This window comes from Luteitalea pratensis, from assembly GCF_001618865.1.
Lineage (GTDB): Bacteria > Acidobacteriota > Vicinamibacteria > Vicinamibacterales > Vicinamibacteraceae > Luteitalea > Luteitalea pratensis.
Window position 1 is genome coordinate 3,707,457 of sequence record NZ_CP015136.1, and the last position, 14,253, is coordinate 3,721,709.

Sequence of the window (14,253 nt, forward strand, 5' to 3'; positions counted from 1 at the left end):
ATTGGACATCCGGTTCGCGTACGCACCACCCGCCTGGGCCTGGGCCCTGGGCGGGGTGGCCATCCTGTTGCTCGCGCTGGCGGTCTACCGATCGGCGCGGGCCAGGATATCCGCGCCGCGATGGGCGCTACTCGTCGCCCTCCGAGTCGTCACGCTCGTGGTCGTGGCGCTGATCCTGCTGCGCCCGGTCAGGTTGATCCCGGCCGCTGCTGCCACCGGGCGAGCCGTCGCCATCGTCGTCGACGACTCGCGCAGCATGCAGTTGCCGGATGCGCAGGGCATCGAGACGCGGCTGCAGCGGGCGCGGCAGCTCGTGGCCGGGCGGCTGCGGCCGCTGCTGGAGGGAGACTTCGATCTCCGTGTCTTTGCGATCTCCGACACGCTGCGCGAGGTGCCCTCCGAGGACGCGCTCACCGGCAACGGCCGGGGGTCCGACCTCGGCGGCGCCGTCACCGCGATGACCGAGCGTGCCGCGGCGGGCGAGTTTGTCGGCATGGTGCTCGTCAGCGACGGCGCGGCATCGACGCCGGTGCCGGCAGTGCCGGGCGCGCTACCGGTGTTTGCGATTGGCGTCGGGGCGTCCGGTGGCGTGGTGGACCGCGAGGTGCGAGACGTGGCGGTCAGCGACGTCTCGGTCGTCGACTCCTTTGCCGAAGTCACCGCCAACCTGGTCTCACATGGCGCACGCGACACCGTCGACGTCCGCCTGCTCGAGAACGGGCGACCGCTCGACATCCGACAGGTGCGCCTGCCAGGCAACAGCCAACCGGTCCGTGAACGCTTTCGCGTGTCGCCGTCGCGTACGGCCGCGACCGTCTACACGGTGGAGATGGCGGAGGCCACCGCGGAACTGACGCCAGCCAACAACCGAGGGACCGTGTTCGTGCCGGCGCCGGGCCTGCCGCATCCGATCCTCATCGTCGAAGGCGCGCCAGGCTTCGAGCACAGTTTCCTCACGCGCACGCTCAAGAACGATACCGGCCTCGACGTCGACGTCATCGTCCGCAAGGGACGCAGCGATCGCGGCGAGCCGACCTTCTACGTGCAAGGCGCCGCGTCGCGGACCGCCGCACTCGTGAACGGATTCCCGCGGACGCGTGAAGAACTCTTCCGGTATGCCGCCGTGGTCTTCGGCAACATCGAGGCCGATTTCCTGTCGCGTGACCAGGTCGCGATGCTCCTCTCGTTTGTCGAGCAGCGTGGCGGCGGGCTGGCGATCATCGGCGCGCGATCATTCGGCGAGCGCGGCGTCATCGGCACCGAACTCGGGCGCATCCTCGCCGTCGAGGCGCGTGGTGCTGGTGCCGTCAATGCAGCGGCCGCGGCCAGTTCACGCCAGGGAACACGAATCGAACTCACGTCCTCGGGACAGGATCATCCGGTGATGCAGCTGGCTCCCGGTCCGGATGCCGTGGCGTCGCCGTGGAACGCGTTGCCATCGCTGGCAGCCGCGGCCGCCGTGGGTCGCACGCGCCCAGGCGCCGAGGTCCTGGCCCTGGTGTCTGGGCCGGCCGGCGAGCCGCAGCCGCTGGTGGCCGTGCAGCGGGCCGGACGAGGCCGCACGCTGCTGTTCACCGGCGAAGGGGCCTGGCGGTGGCGGATGGGCCTGGCATCGGGCAATGTCGCCTACGAGACGTTCTGGCGCCAGGCGCTGCGGTGGGTCGCGGTGCAGGCGCCTGCTCCCGTGTCTGTCGAGGTCGAGGCACCACCGCTCGGGACTGTCGTGCCCATCGCGGTGCGCGTCGTCACGCCGGCATTCGAGCCGGTCAGCGACGCCGGCGTCCAGGTGCGGGTCGAGGAACCTGGTGGCGCGGCGCGTACCTTGACCGCGTCGCTCGACTCGACCGAGCCGGGGCTCTATCGGGCGAGCCTGCTGACCCTTGCGCCGGGCGTACACCGGATCGACGTCGATGCCAGCCGCGGCGGACAGTCGCTCGGCAAGACCAGCGCGCAGGTGCTCGCCGGCGGGAACGATCCCGAGTTCGTCGATCCGCGGCGCAACGATGCCGTCCTCCGCCGGCTCAGCGAGGCGACCGGCGGTGCCCTCCTCGAGACCAGCGCCCTCGCCGGGCTGTCCGATCGCATCCGCAAGGCGGCGGCGTCACCGACTGCACGCCTCGTCGAACGTGACGTCTGGCACAATGGGTGGAGTTTCATGATCATCTGCGCCCTGCTCGGCATCGAGTGGGCGCTGCGCCGACGATGGGGACTGCGATGAACCCACGAGTCTGGACGACCGGAGCGCTGGTGATGGGCGTGCTGCTCGGCACCGCCCACCTCTGCGCGCAGGATGCCGTTCCTTCGCCGCCGCAGACCCGGGTGTTGATTGTCTCCGGCGCCGCCGGCAGTGACGAGTACGCCGAGCAGCAGAAGAAGTGGCGGGAGACCCTTGTAGGGCAACTGGCGACGCGCTTCACGGTACCTGCGTCGCGGACAGTGGTCCTTGCCGAGAAGGCCGACGATGGTCTGCAGGCCGCGACGGCGGTCAACGTGCGGCAGGCCCTTGCAGCGATCCGCGCCTCCCAGGGCACGGCCGACACGCTGCTGGTGGTGTTGTTCGGCCACGGCACGTTCGACGGCGTCGATGCCAAGTTCAACCTGGTCGGGCCCGACCTGACGTCGCGTGAATGGCGCGACGCGCTGGCGGGCATCCCCGGCCGCATCGTCTTCGTGCAGACCGCCTCGGCGAGTTTCCCCTTCCTCGCCGCGCTCGCCGCCCCGAACCGGGTCGTCATGACGGCGACCGACTCGCCGCAGCAGAAGTACGACACCGTCTTCGGCGAGCACTTCGTCGCGGCATTCACGCCGGAGGCCGCGGAGGCGGATCTCGACAAGGACGGCCGAATCTCGATGTGGGAAGCGTTTGCGTACGCCGCCGAGGCGTCCAAGCGGTACTACCAGCAGCGCGGGCAGTTGTCGGTCGAGCGGGCGCTGCTCGACGACTCGGGCGACGGTGTTGGACGCGACGTCCCAAAACCGGGCGAGGACGGCCTGCTCGCCAGTCGGCTCTTCCTCGATCCCGATCCCGCAACGGCTTCGGGCGACCCGAGCGTCACCCTGCTGATCGGCCGGCGCAACACGCTCGAGACCGAACTCGACGAACTCCGTCGCAAGAAGGGCTTCATGCCGGCCGACGACTACGAACGCGAGCTCGAGCGCGTGATCGTCGACATCGCACGGGTCTCGCGCGACATTCGCCGCCGCATCAAGAGCTGAGGGGGTACAGGCCCCATGACAGCGAGGGTCTCCTGGCTCCGCCGCGCTGCATGCGCGGTGATTGCGCTGATCGCCGTGTCCGCTGGGCGCGCTCGCGCGCAGGAGCGGCCGAACATCCTGTGGCTCTCGAGCGAGGACAACGGCCCCCAACTCGGCGCGTACGGCGATCGCAACAGCACCGTGCCGGCGCTGGACGCGCTGGCCGCCCGCGGCATCCGCTTCACGCGTGTGTGGGCCGCGGCGCCGGTATGCGCGCCTTCCCGGACCGCGATCATCACCGGCGTCCTGCAGCAGTCCACTGGCGGCATGCACATGCGGAGCGAAGTGCCGCTCGGCGCACCTGTGCGGATGTTCCCGGCCCTGCTGCGCGAGGCCGGCTACTACACGACCAACAACGTGAAGGAGGACTACAACCACCCGACGCCCGCCGGAGTCTGGGACGAGTCGTCCCGCACCGCGCACTGGCGCACGCGGCGCCCCGGGCAGCCGTTCTTCGCCGTGTTCAACAGCGTGACGACCCACGAGAGCCAGATCAGGGTGCGCCCGCACACGCCGGTGCACGATCCGGCGTCGGTGCGCGTGCCGCCGTACCACCCGGACACACCCGAGGTACGAAGGGACTGGGCCCAGTACTACGACAAGCTCTCGGAAATGGACGCGGAAGTCGCGGCTCGCCTGCAGGAACTGGAGCAGGACGGACTTGCCGCGTCGACGATCGTCGTGTACTGGGGTGATCACGGCGTCGGGTTGCCGCGTGGCAAGCGATGGCTCTATCCCGCGGGCCTCGACGTGCCGCTCATCGTCTACGTGCCGGAGCGCTTCCGGGTGCTCGCACCGGAGGGATACGGGCCGGGCGTGGCCAGCGATCGCCTCGTGAGCCTGCTCGACCTCGCACCGACGATGCTGAGCGTCGCGGGCATCCGCCCGCCGGAGTGGATGCAGGGTCGCGCGTTCATGGGGCCTCACGCCGGCCCGCCGCGCGACTGGCTCGCTGCCGGCCGCGACCGCATGGACGAACGCGTGGACATGTCGCGCGCGATCCGTGACGGTCGCCATCTCTACATCCGCAACTTCCACCCGGAACGGGCGCAGGGTGAGTACCTCGCGTACATGTTCGAGATGCCGACCACGCAGGTGTGGAAGGCCCTGCACGATGCCGGGCGCCTCGATGCCGTACAGGAGGCCTTCTGGCAAGAGAAGTCGCCCGAGGAGTTGTACGACCTCGCCACCGATCCGGATGCGGTGCGTAACCTGGCTGGGGATCCGGCTCACGCGTTGACGCTGGCGCGCTGCCGCGCCGCCCTGCGCGCCCATCTCCTGGGTACGCGCGACCTGGGCCTCCTGCCTGAGACCGACATGCACCGCCGGCGCGGTGAGCGAACTCCGTATGAACTCGCGATGGATACGGCGGCCCTTCCGCTCGAGCGGATTCTCGACACTGCGGACATGGCGACTCGTCGCCGGTCCGGGGACGCCGCCCGCCTGCAGGCGGGCCTGGCCGACGCCGATCCGGCCGTCCGCTATTGGAGCGCGCTCGGGTTGCGCCTGATCGGTGCCGGCGCGGTGCGCGTGGCGGCGGCACCGCTACAGGCGCTGCTGGCCGACCGCGACCCAGGGCCGAGGGTGGCGGCGGCCGATGCGTTGGCTCGGTACGGTGACCCCGTGCAGCGTCGCGACTCGCTGGCGACGTTGCTCGCCACGGCGGACTACCGGCGCGACGGCAACCACGCGGCGATGCTCGCCCTTGACGTCATCGTTGCGCTCGGGCCACTCGCCGACCCGATACGCGCAGAGGCGGCCGTCGTGGCCGAGCCGGGCAAGGATGTGCCGCTCCGGGAACAGGAGTATGTCGGTCGGCTGAAAAAGGCGGTCGCGAAGAAGTAGACGACGGTACGTCCTTACCTGACGTTGGCCTGGTCCCACCACTCGACGCGCATGCGTTCGGGGCGGCGGAAGAGCAGGACCAGCACCGCACCCGCGGCGAAGCCGCCGGCGTGCGCCCAGAACGCCACACCGCCCATGTCTTCGGGCCGCACGACGGCGAGCGTGCCCAGGCCGCTGAGCAACTGCGTCGCGAACCAGAGGCCCAGCAGCAGGACGGCCGGGACTTCAACGAACACGACGAAGACGAGCGTCAGCACGCGCGACTGCGGGAACAGCACCAGGTAGGCGCCGAGGACGCCGGCGATGGCGCCGCTGGCGCCGACCATCGGCACGCGTGAGCCGGCCTCGAAGAACAACTGCAGCAGGGCAGCCGCCAGGCCGCACAGCGCGTAGAACAGCACGTAGCGGCCGTGGCCCAGCCGATCCTCGACGTTGTCGCCGAAAATCCACAGGAACAGCATGTTGCTGAAAAGATGGCCGAAGCCGGCGTGCACGAACATGGCGGTCGCGACCGACGACCATTGGAAGGAGGCCGGCGTGACACCCCAGGTGAGGATGAACTGGTCGAACGACGCGCTGTCGCTGGCCGGCATCTGCAGGAACACCAGCACGTTCAGCACAATCAGACCGATCGTGACGTACGGCGTGGTCCGGGACGGAATCACGTCGCGGATCGGAATCACCGGCTCATTGTAGACTCAGGGGTCGGGGCCGGTGGCCGACGTGGGAACGTCGAACGCCGAACGCCGAACGCTGAAGGCCGAATCGCAACGCCGAACATTGAAGAACGAGTTCCAAGGCCCAAGGCCGACGGCCCTGCCCATAGTGACCGTCGACCTGAAGGTCGACGGCTACTGCTGTGAAGTCGGCACCAGCAGGTAACCCGATTAGCGGTGCCCGGTACCCGGCACCGGCATGCAACGCTGATTCTCAGAACCCGGTACCCGGCACCCGGTGCCCGACGTGATATCCGATCGATGATCTGCTCCAACTGTGGGACCGAGATCGCCGACAAGGCGCTCATCTGCTATCGCTGCGGCCAGGCGACCTTCGAGGCCAGGCGCGCCCCCGCGCCGCCGCCCGCGAAGGGCCGGCAGATCATCCTCGTCGTCGCGATGATCATCCTGATCCTGTCGGCATTCTTCCTCGGCCAGGTCCAGACCAACACCGTCCCGGAATGGGTGCGCTACACCGTGATGACGCTGGCCATCGTCGTCCTCGCGTGGCGCCTCCTGCAGCGGCGTCGTGGCCGCGGGCGCATCCGACAGTGACCCAGCGCCGCGCCCGGCTCGTCGCCTACGGCATCTGCCTGTTCACCGCGTTCCTGGTGTGGAACGGCATCTTCGGCCTGCTCGTGAGCCGCGGCGAGAAGCAGTACCTGCTCGACCAGGCACGTCATGAACTGCACCTCGGCCCCGAGGCATCCTTGCCCGACCGGATGCGGATGACGGTGCGCGGCGGCGTGATCGAAGCGACACGATGGGCGGTGGTGGTGTTCGTGCTCGGCGCCGGCGCGGTGTGGCTCGCCGGACGCAGGGGTGGCGGCGACACGCATGACGGCCCGGTCGACCGGAGCGGGTTGCTGGACGACTGAGAGTGGTGATCGAGCATTCCGTCGACCTGAAGGTCGACGGCTACAGTCGTCGGCGGAGCCGTCGGGTCATCGCCAACGCGTCGCAGCTGACCGGGCGCGACTATCTCTTGTCCATCGGGATGTAGTCCCGGGTGCGGTAGCCCGTGTAAATCTGCCGAGGGCGGGCGATTTTCTGGTCCGGGTCGCGGTGCAGTTCATCCCACTGTGCGACCCAGCCTGCGGTCCGGGGGATGGCAAACAGCACCGTGAACATCTCGGGCGAGAAGCCGAGCGCCTGGTAGATCAGGCCGGAATAGAAGTCGACGTTCGGATAGAGCTTCCGCTTGACGAAGTATTCGTCCTCGAGCGCGATCTTCTCGAGTTCGAGCGCGAGGTCGAGCAACGGGTTCGTGCCGGTGACCTCGAACACGTCGTAGGCGGCCTTCTTGATGATCCGGGCGCGCGGGTCGTACGACTTGTAGACGCGGTGCCCGAAGCCCATGAGACGGCCCTCGCCCTTCTTCACTTTCGCGATGAAGTCCGGGACGTTGGCCTTGCTGCCGATGTGCCGCAGCATTGTCAGGACCGCTTCGTTGGCGCCACCGTGCAACGGCCCGTAGAGCGCGGCCGCCGCACCGGCCAGCGCCGAATACGGATCCACCTCGGAACTGCCGATCGCGCGCATGGCGTTGGTGCCGCAGTTCTGCTCGTGATCGGCGTGCAGGATGAACAGGATGTCCAGCGCGCGCTCGAGGATCGGGTTCACCTCGAACTTCGCTTCGGTCATCTTGAACAGCATGTTCAGGAAGTTGCCGGCGAAGTTGAGGTTGTTGTCCGGGTAGACGTAGAACAGCCCCTTGCTGTGACGGTACGCGTAGGCCGCGATCGTCGGTGACTTGGCAATGAGCTTCTGGATGTGCTCGAGGCGGACGTTGGCATCGCTGACGTTCTTGGCATCCGGGTAGAACGTCGAGAGCGCGCCCACGGTACTCAGGAACACGCCCATCGGATGCGCGTCGTAGCGGAAGCCGCGCATCAGGTGCTTGATGTTCTCGTGCAGCAGCGTGTGCTTGAGGATGCCCTGTTCCCAGTCCTGCAGCTGCGCCGTCGTCGGCAGCTCGCCGAACATCAGCAGGTACGCCACTTCGAGGTAGGTGCTCTTCTCGGCGAGTTGCTCGATCGGGTAACCGCGGTACTCGAGTACGCCCTTGTCGCCATCGATGTAGGTGATGGCGCTGCGGCACGAGGCGGTGTTGGTGAACGCCGGGTCGTACGTCATCAACCCGAAGTCGTCGTCCGACACCTTGATCGTGCGGAGGTCGATGGCCTTGATGGTGCCGTCGGTGATCGGCACGTCGTACTGCTTGCCAGTGCGGTTGTCGGTAATCGTAAGCGTGTCAGCCATCGCGTCGCATCAGGGGGAGGCGCCTACAGGTCGGTCGCCTCGGGGTCGTCCGGATCCATGTCGGGCGGCGTGTCATCCGCCGGACCCTCGACGCGGTAGTCGCCGTCGAGCCAGTGGGAGAGGTCCAGCCACTGGCAACGTTCACTGCAGAACGGCTGCCAGCGCGGATCCACGGGCTGTTGGCGACAGTATACACAGAGCATCGCGTCCGGCACGGCTCGATCCTAGCAGGCTGCCGGTGTCCCCGCCGTGGCTATCCAGGCGGTCCGTGGTGGCGGACGTCGCGGGCCGAGACCATGAAGATCACGTCCTCGGCGATGTTGGTGGCGTGGTCGGCAATGCGCTCGAGGTGCCGGGCGATGAGGATCAGGTCCAGGGACGGCTCGATCGTCTCCGGTGCGCCCTTCATCACCGGGACGAGATCGATCGAGACCTGGGACTTCAAGGCATCCACGATGTCGTCCGTGTCGAGCACATTCTGGGCAAGGGCCACCTCGCGACGCACGTAGGCGTCGAGCGCGTCGCGCAGCATGCGCTGCGCCAGGTCGGCCATTCTGGGGATGTGATCGAGAGGCCGTAGTGGCGTGTGGTGCAGGTAGCGCTGGACCGCCTCGGCGACGTTGACGGCCAGGTCGCCGACCCGCTCCAGATCGGTGTTGATCTTGACGGCGGCGACGACGGCACGCAGGTCCACCGCGACCGGTTGATGCAGGGCGAGCAGCTTCACGCAGCGCTGGTCGATCTCGATGTGCAGGCCGTTGATCCGCTGGTCGCCCGACTGCACGCGGCTCGCGAGCGCCGCATCGCGATCGACGAGCGCGGCGGTCACCAGCCGGACCTGCTCTTCGGCGAGCCCGCCCATGACCAGGAGTCGCTCCTTGAGTGCGTCGAGGTGCTCCTGTACCTGCGGCACCATCCTCGAGATGGGCTCCATCGCCGCCAGCTTACCCGAACCGCCCCGTCACGTAGTCCTCGGTCAGCCGCTCACGTGGCGCCGTGAACACGTCTTCGGTGCGGCCGCATTCGACCAGTTGTCCCATCCAGAAGAACGCCGTGACATCGGAGATCCGCGCCGCCTGCTGCATGTTGTGGGTCACGATGACGATCGTGTACGACTTCTTGAGCGCGTGAATGAGTTCCTCGATACGCTGGGTGGCGATGGGGTCGAGCGCCGACGCCGGTTCGTCCATCAGCAGGACTTCCGGCTGGATCGCCAGTGCGCGCGCGATGCACAGGCGCTGCTGCTGGCCGCCCGAGAGCGTCAGCGCCGGCGCGTGCAGCCGGTCCTGCACCTCGCTCCAGATGGCTGCAGCCCGCAGGCTCTCCTCGACGCGCTCGACGATCTCGCGTCGATCGCGGACGCCGTTGATGCGCAGCCCATAGGCCACGTTTTCGAAGACCGACCCCGGAAAGGGGTTCGACTTCTGGAACACCATGCCGACGCGCCGGCGCACGGCGACGACGTCGGTACCGGGGGCATAGATCGACTGGCTGTCGAGGAGCACGTCTCCCTCGACACGGGCACCGGCGACGATGTCGTTCATCCGGTTCAGCGTGCGCAGCAACGTGCTCTTGCCGCAGCCGGAGGGGCCGATCAGCGCCGTTACCCGGTGGGCGTGCATCGGCAGCGACACCCGCCGCAGGGCCGCTGTCTCGCCGTAGTACACGCTGACGTCACGCAACTGGATCTTCGGCGGCCCCGGTGTGTCCGTGGCGCTGGCCATCTCGCCGCCGCGTGCCGGATGCTGTGGACCCATCAGGCCGGCCTCCGCCGTGAGGACCGGTCGCGCAGCCAGATCGCCAGGCTGTTGGTCACGAGCAGGACCGCAAGCAGGACCAGGATGGCGGCCGCCGCGTTGGCGCGGAAGCCGGTGCCCGGACGCGACGTCCATGCGTAGATCTGGATCGGCAGGGCCGTGAACGGCGACAACGGCCCGTCGGGCACGAAGGGCACATACGTGAGCGCCCCGATGACGATGAGCGGCGCGGCTTCGCCAATGACGCGCGACACAGCAAGGATCAGCCCGGTGAGCAGTCCCGGCAGCGCCGCCGGCAGGACGTGGTGCCACACCGTCTGCCACTTGGTCGCGCCGAGGGCGAGCGACGCTTCGCGCAACGACAGGGGCACGGCACGCAACGCTTCCCGGGCGGTCAGGATCACCAGCGGCAGCATCAGCAGGGCGAGCGTGGCGGCACCGGCCAGCAGCGTCCGCTCGAGGCGCAGCGCACGCACGAACAGGCCGAGGCCGAGCAGGCCGTAGATGATCGACGGCACGCCGGCCAGGTTCGCGATGTTGATCTCGATGAGGCGCGCCCATCGTCCGCGGCCGCCGTACTCCTCGAGCGCAATCGCGGCCCCGACGCCGATGGGCATGGCGAGCAGGGCCGCCAGGCCGACGAGCCAGACGCTGCCGGCCAGGGCGGGAAGCAGGCCCGCGTTCGACGCGCGACGCGACGGATACCCGGTCACGAACGCCCATGAGAGCCGGCCTGCACCGTCCGCTACGACGTCCCACAGCAAGACGCCGAGCGCCGCCAGGGCCGCCAGCAGCACGGCCAGCCCGAGCGCGTGGAAGGCGCGATCACGCCCGCGAGCGTCGATCATCGTGGCGCTCCAGCCATCCGCCGGCGCAACCAGTCACTGCACAGGTTGAGTGCGAGGGTGGCACCAAACAGCAGCATACCGACGGCGAAGATGGTCCTGTACTCGCGCGTGCCCGTCGGCACGTCGCCGAGACTGACCTGGACGATGTAGGCGGTCATTGTTTCGATCGGCACGAGCGGGTTGGCGGTGAAGCGCGGTTGCTGACCGGCGGCGATGGCCACGATCATCGTCTCGCCGATGGCGCGCGAGATCGCGAGGATGACCGCCGCCGAGACACCGGACATGGCTGCGGGCAGCACCACACCGGTGGCCGCCTGCAGTCGTGTCGCGCCGAGCGCGAAGGCGCCCTCGCGCAGACCCTGCGGCACGGCCGAGAACGCGTCGTCACAGAGCGACGAGACCAGCGGCAGAATCATCAGGCCCATCACCAGGCCGGGCCCGAGCGCATTGAAGCCGGCCAGGCCGGGGATCCACGTGCGGAGCCAGGGCGTGACGAAGAGCAGCGCGAAGTAGCCGTAGACCACCGTGGGCACACCGGCGAGGACCTCGAGCGCCGGTTTCGCCATGCGACGAACTCGCGGTGGTGCGTACTCACTCAGGTACAGCGCGCTCACGAGTCCGGCGGGGACGGCGACGAGCATCGCGATCGCCATCACCAGCACGGTGCCGGCGACGATTGGCAGGACGCCGAACGACTGGGTCCGGAACAGCGGCGTCCACGTGCGCCCGGTCAGGAACGCGACCGGCGAGACGTCCCGGAAGAACGCCGCCGCGTCCCAGGCGAGGACGCCGACGATACCGACCGTGACCAGCACGGAGAGGGCCGCGCATGCCCACAGGGCACGCTCGATCATCGCCTCGACGAACCGCCGACCGACGATGGCCAACGTTACTCCACGCCCAGCCTGGCGGCGAGGGTCCGTGTCTGCACGCCCGCGTCGCCCGCAAACAGCGAGCCGGTGCGACGCGCCTCGAGCCGTGCCCGGACCGCGGCCTGCACGCGCGCTTCGAGCGGCACGTAGCCGACGTCGTTGGCCACCTCGGTGACGTGCGTCGTGTAGTAGTCGACGAAGCGACGGACGTCGTCGCGATCCAGCGAGTGCGCGTTGACGTAGACGAATACGGGACGGGCCAATGGACGGTAGGCTCCCGAGCGGATCGTGTCGCGGGTCGGCAGGACCGCATCCGAGTTCGCGTCGGCGCGAATGGCGACGGCGCGGACGTACTCGTCGTGCGTCTCGTAGTACGCAAAGCCGAAGTATCCCAGCGCGTTCGGATCACCCGCCACGCCCTGGACGAGGGTGTTGTCGTCTTCGCTCGACGTGTAGTCGCCGCGACTGTCGCGCGGGGCCCCGGTGATCGCCCCGGTGAAGTAGTCGAAGGTTCCCGACTCGACGCCCGCGCCGAACAGGTGGACCTCGCGATCCGGGTAGGTCGGGCGCAATTGCGACCAGCGGAGGAGCGTCCCCTCGGCCTCGTGCCGCCAGAGCCGCCGCAGGTCATCGACCGTCAGGCTCTCCACCCAGGTGTTGGACGGGTGCACCGCCACCGTGATGCCGTCGAAAGCGACAGGCAACTCGACAAAGGCGATACCCGCCGCGGCACACGACGCAGCCTCGGCCGCGACGATCGGTCGCGACGCGGCTGCCATGTCGAGGACGCCGCGGCAGAGCCGGCGCAAACCACCGCTCGTGCCCGCCACGCCGATCGTGACGTGCGAGGTCGGAGAGACACGCTGGAAGTCCTCGGCGATCGCCTCGGTGAGCGGGTAGACGGTACTGGACCCATCGACGGTGATCACGGCCCGCGCCGAGCGAGGCGTGTGCCGGCACGCCGCCAGCGGCATGGCCGACATCACGGCCACGGTGCAGGCGATCGAGAGGAGGCGCACGCGCATCCGGGGCAGACTACCCGTTGCGCGTTTCACGCCTGTTTCGAATGACGACGTCGTAAGTACACCAGGCCGGGCTCGGAGAGCCGTCCCTACCAACGACAATCGCCGGGCGCCTCGTCATCCCGGGGCTGAATGTTTCGACGGTAGGGCCGGTTCTCCGAACGCGGCCGAAGGCGTGGGATCGTGGAACTGGCGAGTGCTAGAGTGTGGCCGAATGCCTCCCACGCGTCCCGTTCAGGATCTTGCGACCCTTGTCACGGGTCGCCACGACGCGTTGCGCGAACAGGCGGACGACGCCCACGACGCCAAGGTCGATGCGGTGCACCAGGCGCGAGTGGCCTCGCGGCGCTTGCGGGAGGTGGTTCCCGTGCTCGGCCGTGGCCTCGATGACATCCGTCTCAAGCCGTTGCGCCGCAACCTGCGGGATCTCACCCGAGCCCTTGGGCCGGTCCGCGAACTCGACGTCGCGCTCGGGATGGTCGAGGAGTTGCCGATCGAGGGACCGGATGCCGATCGCCTGGCGGACGCCTGGCGCGAGCACCTCGAGCATCGACGCCGCGCGCCGGTGCGTGCCCTGCGCAAGGCGCTCGGGCCCGGTCCGCGGCGGGAGCTCGATCGTGCCCTCGAGGCGTTCGCCGCTGCTCGCACCGTGTCCCGCGATGAATCCTGGCGGGAGGGTCTGACCCGGCGTCTGATCGCACGCGCGCAGGACCTGCGCGACCACATCGAGCGCACCGGTACGACCTATCACCCCGAGCCGTTGCACGAGGTCCGTATCGCCATCAAGAAGCTGCGTTACGTGCTGGAGATCACGGGCGAGGCCGGGCTCGCGCGCGTGCTGCGGCCCCTGCGGACGTTGAAGGCCGCCCAGGAGTCACTCGGCCACCTGCACGATCTCGACGTCCTCATGACGTCGCTGCAATCGGTGCCCGACACTGCGCCCGGCAAGGACCTTCAGCACGCGGCAGCGGCAGCCGTGGCGACGATCGAAGCCGCGTCCCGGCTGCTGCATCGACGCTACCTTCGCTCCCGTGCCGGGCTCATTGGCGTCACCGATACCACTCTCCAGACTGTCGTCCCCGGGGTACGAACGGTGAACGTGGTGCGTCATCGAAAGGCAACCCGTGGCCACTGAACTGCAGCTGCTGCTGGTACGCCATGCGATTGCCGAGGAACGCGGCGCCGCATGGCCAGACGATGAACAACGGCCGTTGAGCCATGACGGGGCCCGCAAGTGGAAGCGGGCGGCCCGCGGCCTGGCCCGGGTGGTTCCGGTCGTGGACCATCTGCTGACCAGCCCGCTGACGCGGACGTTCCAGACGGCCGAGATCCTGGCCAAGGCGCTGTCGCCGTCGCCGAAGGTGCAACTGCTCGACGCGCTACGCCCCGCCACGCGTCCTGGCGCCCTGGTGACGGCGCTGCGGGCACGATCGCCGAAGGGCACCGTCGCCCTGGTGGGGCATGAACCCATGCTGTCGGAACTGGCGGCGCTGCTGCTGCACCTGCAGGGGCCGTTGGAGTTCCGTAAGGGGGCGGCGATGCTGCTCATCACCAGCGGCTTCGGTACACGCGGGCCGGCCCGCCTCGAATGGTTCCTGACGCCCCGTGTCCTCCGCGAGGTGGCCGGGAAGGACTGACCGGGCATCAGTCATTCGTCATTCGTCATTCGTCATTGG

15 protein-coding genes are annotated in these 14,253 nt (G+C 68.7%); 7 read left to right on the top strand and 8 right to left on the bottom strand.

The window, feature by feature from the left end:
* Nucleotide 1 precedes the first annotated feature (1 nt).
* The 3 genes from LuPra_RS15175 to LuPra_RS15185 are packed head-to-tail and all read left to right on the top strand — an operon-like array spanning nucleotide 2 to nucleotide 5,100.
* On the top strand, nucleotides 2-2,218 hold the full coding sequence (locus tag LuPra_RS15175) for a hypothetical protein (RefSeq protein WP_110171529.1): 2,217 nt from the start codon (nucleotides 2-4) through the stop codon (nucleotides 2,216-2,218).
* Nucleotides 2,215-3,216 (top strand): hypothetical protein, encoded by a 1,002-nt coding sequence (locus tag LuPra_RS15180; RefSeq protein WP_157899226.1) that lies wholly within the window; start codon nucleotides 2,215-2,217, stop codon nucleotides 3,214-3,216. The genes LuPra_RS15175 and LuPra_RS15180 overlap by 4 nt, the downstream gene beginning before the upstream one ends.
* Before the next feature lie 15 nt (nucleotides 3,217-3,231).
* Complete coding sequence (locus LuPra_RS15185; RefSeq protein ID WP_110171531.1) at nucleotides 3,232-5,100, top strand: sulfatase family protein; 1,869 nt, start codon at nucleotides 3,232-3,234, stop codon at nucleotides 5,098-5,100.
* A gap of 14 nt (nucleotides 5,101-5,114) precedes the next feature.
* On the opposite strand, the gene LuPra_RS15190 is transcribed toward LuPra_RS15185, so the two are convergent.
* Nucleotides 5,115-5,783 (bottom strand): rhomboid family intramembrane serine protease, encoded by a 669-nt coding sequence (locus LuPra_RS15190; RefSeq protein WP_110171532.1) that lies wholly within the window; start codon nucleotides 5,781-5,783, stop codon nucleotides 5,115-5,117.
* A gap of 294 nt (nucleotides 5,784-6,077) precedes the next feature.
* Between LuPra_RS15190 and LuPra_RS15195 the strand changes: the two genes are divergently transcribed.
* The gene (locus LuPra_RS15195) at nucleotides 6,078-6,371 is read left to right on the top strand and encodes a zinc-ribbon domain-containing protein (RefSeq protein WP_110171533.1); all 294 of its coding nucleotides are present in this window, start codon (nucleotides 6,078-6,080) and stop codon (nucleotides 6,369-6,371) included.
* Complete coding sequence (locus LuPra_RS15200) at nucleotides 6,368-6,694, top strand: hypothetical protein (protein WP_110171534.1); 327 nt, start codon at nucleotides 6,368-6,370, stop codon at nucleotides 6,692-6,694. Before LuPra_RS15195 ends, LuPra_RS15200 begins: the two co-directional genes overlap by 4 nt.
* Nucleotides 6,695-6,794: 100 nt before the next feature.
* On the opposite strand, the gene LuPra_RS15205 is transcribed toward LuPra_RS15200, so the two are convergent.
* The 7 genes from LuPra_RS15205 to LuPra_RS15235 form a co-directional block, all read right to left on the bottom strand.
* Nucleotides 6,795-8,078: a citrate synthase gene (locus LuPra_RS15205; RefSeq protein ID WP_110171535.1), complete on the bottom strand. Its 1,284-nt coding sequence runs from the start codon at nucleotides 8,076-8,078 to the stop codon at nucleotides 6,795-6,797.
* A gap of 23 nt (nucleotides 8,079-8,101) precedes the next feature.
* Nucleotides 8,102-8,293 (bottom strand): DNA gyrase inhibitor YacG, encoded by a 192-nt coding sequence (gene yacG / locus LuPra_RS15210; RefSeq protein WP_237050923.1) that lies wholly within the window; start codon nucleotides 8,291-8,293, stop codon nucleotides 8,102-8,104.
* Between the two features lie 38 nt (nucleotides 8,294-8,331).
* On the bottom strand, nucleotides 8,332-9,012 hold the full coding sequence (gene phoU / locus LuPra_RS15215) for a phosphate signaling complex protein PhoU (RefSeq protein ID WP_110171536.1): 681 nt from the start codon (nucleotides 9,010-9,012) through the stop codon (nucleotides 8,332-8,334).
* Nucleotides 9,013-9,022: 10 nt separating this feature from the next.
* A complete protein-coding gene (gene pstB, locus LuPra_RS15220; protein WP_201792194.1) occupies nucleotides 9,023-9,766 on the bottom strand; it encodes a phosphate ABC transporter ATP-binding protein PstB in 744 nt (247 codons plus the stop codon).
* Between the two features lie 68 nt (nucleotides 9,767-9,834).
* Nucleotides 9,835-10,683 carry a phosphate ABC transporter permease PstA gene (gene pstA / locus LuPra_RS15225; RefSeq protein ID WP_110171537.1) on the bottom strand — a complete coding sequence of 283 codons (849 nt, stop codon included), beginning with the start codon at nucleotides 10,681-10,683 and terminating at the stop codon, nucleotides 9,835-9,837.
* Nucleotides 10,680-11,537, bottom strand: coding sequence for a phosphate ABC transporter permease subunit PstC (pstC, locus tag LuPra_RS15230; protein ID WP_110174701.1), 858 nt, complete (start codon nucleotides 11,535-11,537; stop codon nucleotides 10,680-10,682). The genes pstA and pstC overlap by 4 nt, the downstream gene beginning before the upstream one ends.
* Before the next feature lie 35 nt (nucleotides 11,538-11,572).
* Entirely contained in the window at nucleotides 11,573-12,580 is a 1,008-nt protein-coding gene (locus LuPra_RS15235; RefSeq protein WP_110171538.1) for a PstS family phosphate ABC transporter substrate-binding protein, read from the bottom strand.
* 211 nt (nucleotides 12,581-12,791) lie between these two features.
* Between LuPra_RS15235 and LuPra_RS15240 the strand changes: the two genes are divergently transcribed.
* Together LuPra_RS15240 and LuPra_RS15245 are read left to right on the top strand one after the other, a co-directional pair.
* Complete coding sequence (locus tag LuPra_RS15240; protein WP_157899227.1) at nucleotides 12,792-13,712, top strand: CHAD domain-containing protein; 921 nt, start codon at nucleotides 12,792-12,794, stop codon at nucleotides 13,710-13,712.
* On the top strand, nucleotides 13,702-14,214 hold the full coding sequence (locus LuPra_RS15245; protein ID WP_157899228.1) for a SixA phosphatase family protein: 513 nt from the start codon (nucleotides 13,702-13,704) through the stop codon (nucleotides 14,212-14,214). The genes LuPra_RS15240 and LuPra_RS15245 overlap by 11 nt, the downstream gene beginning before the upstream one ends.
* Nucleotides 14,215-14,253 lie beyond the last annotated feature (39 nt).

Excerpts from the sequence above, each read along its gene's own strand:
- LuPra_RS15235 (WP_110171538.1), bottom strand. The coding sequence starts at position 12,580 with ATGCGCGTGCGCCTCCTCTCGATCGCCTGCACCGTGGCCGTGATGTCG.
- LuPra_RS15180 (WP_157899226.1), top strand. The coding sequence starts at position 2,215 with ATGAACCCACGAGTCTGGACGACCGGAGCGCTGGTGATGGGCGTGCTG.
- pstC (WP_110174701.1), bottom strand. The coding sequence starts at position 11,537 with ATGATCGAGCGTGCCCTGTGGGCATGCGCGGCCCTCTCCGTGCTGGTC.
- LuPra_RS15185 (WP_110171531.1), top strand. The coding sequence starts at position 3,232 with ATGACAGCGAGGGTCTCCTGGCTCCGCCGCGCTGCATGCGCGGTGATT.
- phoU (WP_110171536.1), bottom strand. The coding sequence starts at position 9,012 with ATGGAGCCCATCTCGAGGATGGTGCCGCAGGTACAGGAGCACCTCGAC.
- pstA (WP_110171537.1), bottom strand. The coding sequence starts at position 10,683 with ATGATCGACGCTCGCGGGCGTGATCGCGCCTTCCACGCGCTCGGGCTG.
- LuPra_RS15205 (WP_110171535.1), bottom strand. The coding sequence starts at position 8,078 with ATGGCTGACACGCTTACGATTACCGACAACCGCACTGGCAAGCAGTAC.
- LuPra_RS15240 (WP_157899227.1), top strand. The coding sequence starts at position 12,792 with ATGCCTCCCACGCGTCCCGTTCAGGATCTTGCGACCCTTGTCACGGGT.
- LuPra_RS15195 (WP_110171533.1), top strand. The coding sequence starts at position 6,078 with ATGATCTGCTCCAACTGTGGGACCGAGATCGCCGACAAGGCGCTCATC.